This window comes from Staphylococcus sp. GDX7P312P (assembly GCF_008385775.1).
Lineage (GTDB): Bacteria > Bacillota > Bacilli > Staphylococcales > Staphylococcaceae > Staphylococcus > Staphylococcus haemolyticus.
Genome location: NZ_VUKI01000072.1, coordinates 1 through 7,294 on the forward strand (window position 1 = coordinate 1; position 7,294 = coordinate 7,294).

The following is a 7,294-nucleotide window of genomic DNA, read 5'->3' on the forward strand; positions in this document are numbered from 1 at the left end:
GTCTTTGATGTGGTCGGGAACCCCTGCTTTCATTCCTCGTTGAATTTCTTTTCGTAATTCTCGTTGCTGGGGCCCCGAACCCCTGCTTTCATTACTCGTGGCATTTCTTTTCGAAATTCTTGTTGCTGGGGCCCGACTGTACTGAGAAAAGCTTAATTTAAGTGTCTCATCAATTCAGTCAGCTACTGTAAATTTTCCGAATAGCATTATCATATTATTTATGTTGAAAAATCTTTAAAAAGCGTTAGAACCTTTCGTTCTACCGCTTCGTCTACATTTATTGAAATTTGCATTTCAAATCCGATAATCAATGTACTTGTTTTAAAGTCCACGCACGACCGTTAACTAAAAAGAGAACAAGTCCTACTTGCTCTCTTTCCTAAGTTATTTAAAACTTATTCTTAGCTATGCAATGTATTTCGGTTTATAACGTCCACGCATTGTCGTTGACATTTATATTATAACATTTTTATTAAATATTTCAAGACTAATAAGTGTAATATAATTTAGTTGTGCTCATCCAATATATTTTGGATACGACTATGTTGCTTATCAAAAACGCTTAGTCCATGCTTTAAATAGCTTATTGTTTTGGAACTTCACAGTATACATCGTGTATCTATTAATAGAATTTACGATATCATTTACAATCTTTGTATTAACATGCGATTTTAATAATTCGTCTATCTCTATTTTACATTCATTATAAATTGTAGTGATATCAATCACATTTTGTACGTCTAATAGTTTTGTTATTTTCACTCTGCATTCAGCAATTAACATCTTATCAGTCTTTTCTTTGGCCATAATTTTTCTTTTTTGAATATTAAGTGCTTCAGACTCTTTTAATAATTGCTGTCGTTTTAACTCTCGCTCTTTTCTCAATGCTTCTTGTTCTTTTTCTCTTTGAATACGTCTTTCTCGTTCTAGTTCTTCTAGATACGCAAGATATTTCTTTTTATGAAAATAATCAATCAAAGTAAAAACTTTCTGTTCGATGTTAGTGGGCAAAGCCATACTATACTTTTTAAAATCATTAATTAATTCAATATTCTTACTCGTAATAGGCTTTGATGAATTCGAGTTAAATTCTTCCACGTCTAACTCAGAGATCGTATTCCACTCTTTATACATGTTTATCACTTTACGATGATACTCTGAATCATTCATCAATTTATCATGATTTAAGAGTACATCATCCAACCAATCATCTAACAAGAACATATTCTTTCTAACCTGATAAGCAATACGATTCGGAATGCCACTATGTTCTTTAAAATGTTCAATCCTAAGTTTTATAATAGTATCTTTTGACTTTGATCGTAGTATATATTGATACTTTAATTCTTTTCCGCATTCACAATATAGCGGGTTATCATTACAACTCGTTCGGTAATTTTCATTTACTTTAAAGTCGATAAGTTCCCACTCTTCTGAATGGCGATACATATCATTGATTAATATATTCTTTTTTCTGTATTTATAATACATAAACAGTATTTCTCTTTGGTTCTCAGTTAACTGACTGATTAAAGCATGTCTCTGTTTCTCGTTATTCACATATCTCAAATAACCACCTCTTCTACTTATAAGATTAAATTTAGTTCATTACACATTATTGTGATGGTTAGATTTGTATGTTTGCATATGTAAAAAGAGATATGACTAATCACTCATTAATCATATCTCTTTATCAACACTATGATATTCAATTATAATGCCTAGTCTCATAGCAGACGGCTACTACTGTACATGATTTTGTTTTTTAAAGTCCGCGCATGGTCGTTGACTTAATTATATTATAATATTTTTATATAATAAATACAACATTTATATGTATTAACCTAGAAACATTTAAATACAAAACAAAAAACCTACAACCATAAGGGTTATAGGCTATATAGTGGAGACGGCGGGATTCGAACCCGCGTCCAGAGGTCCTGATACACACCTTTCTACGTGTGTAGTCTATTGATGAATTTCGCATAATAGTAAGCAACAGACAACCAGTATTATGCTAGTTTGATTAAATTTCATCTAAACAGACTTCAAACGGCAGTGTTTAGCATATCCTACTAGGGTTGAATCGCGTTAACAGCACGTAGGAGATGCTGTTAGGCGATGCAGAGTGCTATTACGCAGCTACTGCGAAATTATTGTTTGATTTGTCAGTTATATTTACTGAAATGTGTTGATGTCGGAGACAGCCCTCCGACACGCTTAATGTGCTCGAGGGACCCCTGTCGAATCCAAAAACGCCCCCGTAATAAAATTTATAAATCATTACAATACGTAGTGACTGACTGAACTAAGAAAGCAATATATAAAGCAATTCTTAGTTCTAGTCATTCATACTAAAGTGAAATAACACAATCGAAAGAATCCTACTTCACTCTCAATTTAACGTATTTTTTAATTCACAACATCAGTTATCATACCAAATAGCACCCGATTAAGCAACAAACACGCTTAATAACGGTCTTTGATTGCACGATCAACATCACGTTTCATCGCTTTATCTTTTAAAGCTTGACGTTTATCATGTATTTTCTTACCACGTGCTACGCCTAATAAGACTTTACATTGACCATGTTTTAAATAAAGTTTTAATGGAATAAGTGAATAGCCAATTTCTCTCGTACGTTCCCCAAGTTTAATAATTTCCTTCTTATGAAGTAATAACTTTCTAGAACGTAAAGGGTCATGATTGAAACGGTTACCTTCCTCATAAGGTGCAATGTGCATATTATTAATGAACATCTCGCCACGTTTAACTTGCGCATAGCTATCTTTCAAATTGGCACTACCACGACGAATAGATTTAATCTCTGTTCCCTTTAAAGCAATACCCGCTTCAATTGTATCTTCAATATTATAATCATGTCTGGCTTTACGGTTTTCAGCTAGTGTACCGGGTGATTTCGTTTTCTTCTTAGCCATTAATCTATGTCACCTCTTTGCTGATTATTTTTTCTTACGACGTGATTTTTTCTTCACACTTTTATCTTTATAGAATGGTTTGTGATTCGTTTTACCTTGCTTATCACGACTACGTTGGTTTTTACCTTTTCGTTGCTTACGTTTTTTCTTCTTGCCTTTATGATCATCATCTTTTGATTTATCTAAAGACTTGCCACGTGTTTTAGCTTGAATCGTTTTACCTCTCGATGGTCGTTGACTTCGATCATTTTTTGGCAATGGCATACCAACAATTTGGAAATCAATCATTCGTTCATCTACATCGACATGTGTGACTTTCACTGTAACTTGATCGCCTATACGGAATACTTTTGCTTGGCGCTCACCAATAAGTGCCATTTGGCGTTCATCAAATTGATAATAATCATCTGTCATATTTGAAATATGAACCATACCTTCAATTGTGTTAGGTAGTTCGATAAACATACCGAAATTTGCAACAGAGCTTACAATACCTTCAAATTCATCACCGATATGTTGAATCATATACTCAGCTTTTTTCAATTCATCAGTATCTCGTTCTGCTTCAATTGCACGACGTTCACGTTGAGACGTGTGCTCAGCTAATTCAGGTAATTTATCTTCCCATTTGTGTAATTCTTTGTTATTCATTGAATTATCGATAAGATATTTTCGAATTAAACGATGAACTGTTAAGTCCGGATAACGTCTAATAGGTGATGTAAAATGTGTATAGTATTCCGCTGATAAACCGAAGTGACCTAAGTTTGTATCATCATAATGTGCTTGTTGCATTGAACGTAACATCATTGTTGAGATAACCATTTGTTCAGAGCGACCTTCAACTTCTTCTTGGATAGATTGTAATGTTGAAGGATGAATATCTTCACCTGTACCTTTAATCATAATTCCAAAGTTTGTAATAAAGTCGAAGAATTGTCTTAAACGATCTGATTTAGGTTGTTCGTGAACACGGTAAATGAAAGGAACTTCAAGTTTATTGAAATGTTCTGCCACCGTTTCGTTAGCAGCTAGCATAAATGATTCAATTAAACGTTCACCTTCTCCTCGCTCACGTAAAACCACATCAATTGGTAAGCCTTCGTTATTCACTAACACTTTAGCTTCACTAATATCAAAGTCAATTTCACCACGACGCTTACGCATTTGGATTAAACGATTTGATAAATCTTGTGCTAAATCAAGCATTGGTGTAATTTCTTGATATTGCTTACGTACGTCAGGGTTCTTTTCAGTGATAATTTGATTAACCGCATCATAAGTCATTCTGTAATTAGAATGGATGACACTATCAAAAATGTCATGTTTAACCACTTCGCCTCGTTCATTGATTTCCATACGACAACTTAGTGTTAAGCGATCAACTTCTGGGTTCAATGAACAAATACCGTTACTTAAACGGTGTGGAATCATTGGAATAACACGGTCTACTAAATAAACACTTGTCGCTCTATCGTAAGCTTCTTTATCGAGTGCTGAGTCTTCTTTAACATAGTAGCTGACATCCGCAATACTTACAGTTAATTCAGTGTGACCATTTTTTAATTTTTTTACACTAATAGCATCGTCTAAGTCTTTTGCGTCTGCACCATCAATGGTAATCGTTAACTCGTCACGCAAGTCTGTACGACCTTTAATTTCATCAAGCTTAATCTCTTCAGGGACCGCTTCGGCTTCTTTCAATACATTATCAGGGAATTCGATTTCGATACCGTGCTGATAAATGATTGATAAGATATCTACTCCTGGGTCATTTTTATGGCCTAGAATCGCAGATATATGTCCTTCAGGATTATCTGTACCATCTGCATACTTAGTAATTTGAACGAGTACTTTATGACCATCTACCGCACCAAGACTTTGACCTTTCGGAATGAAGATGTCTTGCATAATACGTTTATCATCTGGAATGACAAAGCCAAAATGTTTCGCTTCACTATAGGTACCGACTACTTGAGTGACAGAATGTTTCTCGATTGATTTAACTTCGCCTTCAATTTTACCTTTATGCTCACCTTTAGACTTCTGTATTTCTACAATAACTGTATCACCATCTAATGCGTGATTAATCTTAGTTGGTGGAATAAAGATATCATCCATATCTTCTTGTTCAGGACGTAGGAATGCAAAGCCCTTCTTATTTTGACTTAATGTCCCTTTAATTAACTTAGAATTTGAACTTTTATGCGATTGTTTGCGTTGGTATCTATCTGTTTTAGTTCGTTCAACTAAACCTGCTTGTTCAAGTTCTACTAGCACCTTTATTAAATCTCTAAACGAGTCGGCACTATTAAGACCTAAAGCATCTTGAAAATCAGATACCGACATCGGTTCGTAATCAGGTTGCTTTATGATTTCTTCAATGGATTGCTTTAAATTCATCATGCCCCTCCTTTCTTCTTTCGTTTAATATTTTTATATTTATTATTCAGACCAATCTAAAGATTCTAAGAAACTGTATACGTCTTCGAATACTTGTTCTTTTTCTTTATCGATTGTAATGACATGACCTGAATTCGCATACCATTTAATGTCTTTTTCATCTGAGTCGACATTCTCGTATATATAATTTGCTGATTGAGGATTAATCATTTCATCATTTTCAGCTTGTACTACTAAAATTGGATCTAACACTTCATCGATTTCGTTTCTAACGTTATTTAATGTTTCGCTTAACTCTTTTAACGTTTCAGTAGGATGGAAGTCTTCCATTTCTTTATCAATCGTTGCTTGATCTTTGGCTTCATATTTTTTGAAGTTTCTTGCATATTCTAAAAAGCCTTCGTATATCGCACCTTGCGTTTTACCTTCAGCGGGTGCACACATAGTTACAATACCCTTTACAGGACGATTTAAGCTCAATTTCAATGCGAATACACCACCGAGAGATAAGCCTGCTACGGCAATTTCTTCATAGCCTTGGTCTACTAAATAATCATAACCATCAAGCACATCTTTAAACCATACATGTGGGCTTGATTTTAGAATTTCTTCAGGTGGTGCAGCATGCCCTTCGTATTGAGGCGCATAAGAAGTGTAACCTTTCTTCTGTAGGAATCTTCCTAATTGTCTTACGTCTGATGAATTACCTGTAAATCCATGTAGAAGTAAGACTGCTCGTTTCCCTTCCTCAAAGAAAAACGGTTGTGGTAATTTAATTTGCATTTAAAATCCCTCTTCCATCATTATCTCAAAATTATTCTTGCATTATATGTTTTAACTCAAATACAATGCTTCGTATTAATATTATATTTAACTAAATATTCCCTTATTATCTCGGAAATATACATTATTTAAATCGGACCTTAGGTCTCCTGACTAAATATCAATGACGTCGTCCGTCACTATTCATTATAAATAAAAAAGCCCGACATTAACATCGTCGGACCTTATAAACCAAAGTAACTGATACCAATCATTATTAAAAAGAAAATGACTGCTAAAATAATTGTTAATCTATGCAAGAATAAATCGACGCCACGTTGTTTTTGTTTACCAAATAACTGTTCTGCGCCACCACTAATAGCACCTGAAAGTCCATTACTTTTACCTTCTTGGAGTAATACAACAGTGATTAATGCAATACAATCAATAATTAATAGTACTATGAAAAGTGTATGCATGAAAATTGTCCTCCATTCATTATATACGTTCCGAATTATATCATATACTAGTCTTTATAATCAATGACTATCGATTAAAGGTACTCTTACGGATGATTGAAATAACTAGCATGTATAATGCTAATACTGTAGAGCCCACAATTACGATTATAATAGGAATAATAAACAACACTGATTTAGCTGTTATTATCGCATTAATAACCATAGTTACGTTTACTAATGTAAATAATACATTTGAAACATAGACTGCAAACATAAACCACCACAGATATTTATGTCGATTCCATAATGCAATGACACCTGCTAAATATGCCAAAATATACATAATGCCAGTATATCTAAAGCTATTTAATATATTAGCTACTGCACTATCACTTGCTTTCTGTCCTGCCTGTGATAATAGTGTCTTAGCTGTTAACGCATCTAATGCAATAAAGTTATGGATGATCAATAAAATACATAAAATTAAAGAACTGTAGCCTATTAATTTACCTGCATTGCGTTCTCTTTGACTAGGTTGATTAAGTTGATTCTCCATCTTTATTTCTCCTTCTTTTATATACATAGCTATTATATCAGTTTGTATACCTAAATTAAATCTGTTCCATGTTCGTTAAGAATCATTAGTAGGTTAGATATATGTGATAAAAGCTACATTAATGATTTTGTCATTATGATTTTACAATTAGGGCTCTACGTCAAATCGGACT

6 protein-coding genes and 1 other RNA gene are annotated in these 7,294 nt (G+C 33.7%); all 7 read right to left on the reverse strand.

Features of this window, described 5'->3' with window-relative positions; genetic code table 11:
• Nucleotides 1–552: 552 nt before the first annotated feature.
• Entirely contained in the window at nucleotides 553–1,560 is a 1,008-nt protein-coding gene (locus F1592_RS13275) for a hypothetical protein (RefSeq protein ID WP_149809853.1), read from the reverse strand.
• A 341-nt stretch (nucleotides 1,561–1,901) separates the two neighbouring features.
• Nucleotides 1,902–2,263, reverse strand: a transfer-messenger RNA (tmRNA) gene (gene ssrA, locus F1592_RS13280).
• A 206-nt stretch (nucleotides 2,264–2,469) separates the two neighbouring features.
• Nucleotides 2,470–2,940, reverse strand: coding sequence for an SsrA-binding protein SmpB (gene smpB, locus F1592_RS13285; protein ID WP_011276368.1), 471 nt, complete (start codon nucleotides 2,938–2,940; stop codon nucleotides 2,470–2,472).
• 24 nt (nucleotides 2,941–2,964) lie between these two features.
• Nucleotides 2,965–5,343: a ribonuclease R gene (gene rnr / locus F1592_RS13290; RefSeq protein ID WP_149809852.1), complete on the reverse strand. Its 2,379-nt coding sequence runs from the start codon at nucleotides 5,341–5,343 to the stop codon at nucleotides 2,965–2,967.
• 42 nt (nucleotides 5,344–5,385) lie between these two features.
• The gene (locus tag F1592_RS13295) at nucleotides 5,386–6,126 is read right to left on the reverse strand and encodes an alpha/beta hydrolase (RefSeq protein ID WP_053017918.1); all 741 of its coding nucleotides are present in this window, start codon (nucleotides 6,124–6,126) and stop codon (nucleotides 5,386–5,388) included.
• 224 nt (nucleotides 6,127–6,350) lie between these two features.
• Complete coding sequence (secG, locus tag F1592_RS13300) at nucleotides 6,351–6,584, reverse strand: preprotein translocase subunit SecG (RefSeq protein ID WP_011276371.1); 234 nt, start codon at nucleotides 6,582–6,584, stop codon at nucleotides 6,351–6,353.
• Nucleotides 6,585–6,651: 67 nt separating this feature from the next.
• Nucleotides 6,652–7,122, reverse strand: a complete 471-nt coding sequence (locus F1592_RS13305; RefSeq protein ID WP_053017917.1) for a hypothetical protein — start codon at nucleotides 7,120–7,122, stop codon at nucleotides 6,652–6,654.
• Nucleotides 7,123–7,294 lie beyond the last annotated feature (172 nt).

Excerpts from the sequence above, each read along its gene's own strand:
- F1592_RS13295 (WP_053017918.1), bottom strand. The coding sequence starts at position 6,126 with ATGCAAATTAAATTACCACAACCGTTTTTCTTTGAGGAAGGGAAACGA.
- F1592_RS13305 (WP_053017917.1), bottom strand. The coding sequence starts at position 7,122 with ATGGAGAATCAACTTAATCAACCTAGTCAAAGAGAACGCAATGCAGGT.
- smpB (WP_011276368.1), bottom strand. The coding sequence starts at position 2,940 with ATGGCTAAGAAGAAAACGAAATCACCCGGTACACTAGCTGAAAACCGT.
- rnr (WP_149809852.1), bottom strand. The coding sequence starts at position 5,343 with ATGAATTTAAAGCAATCCATTGAAGAAATCATAAAGCAACCTGATTAC.
- secG (WP_011276371.1), bottom strand. The coding sequence starts at position 6,584 with ATGCATACACTTTTCATAGTACTATTAATTATTGATTGTATTGCATTA.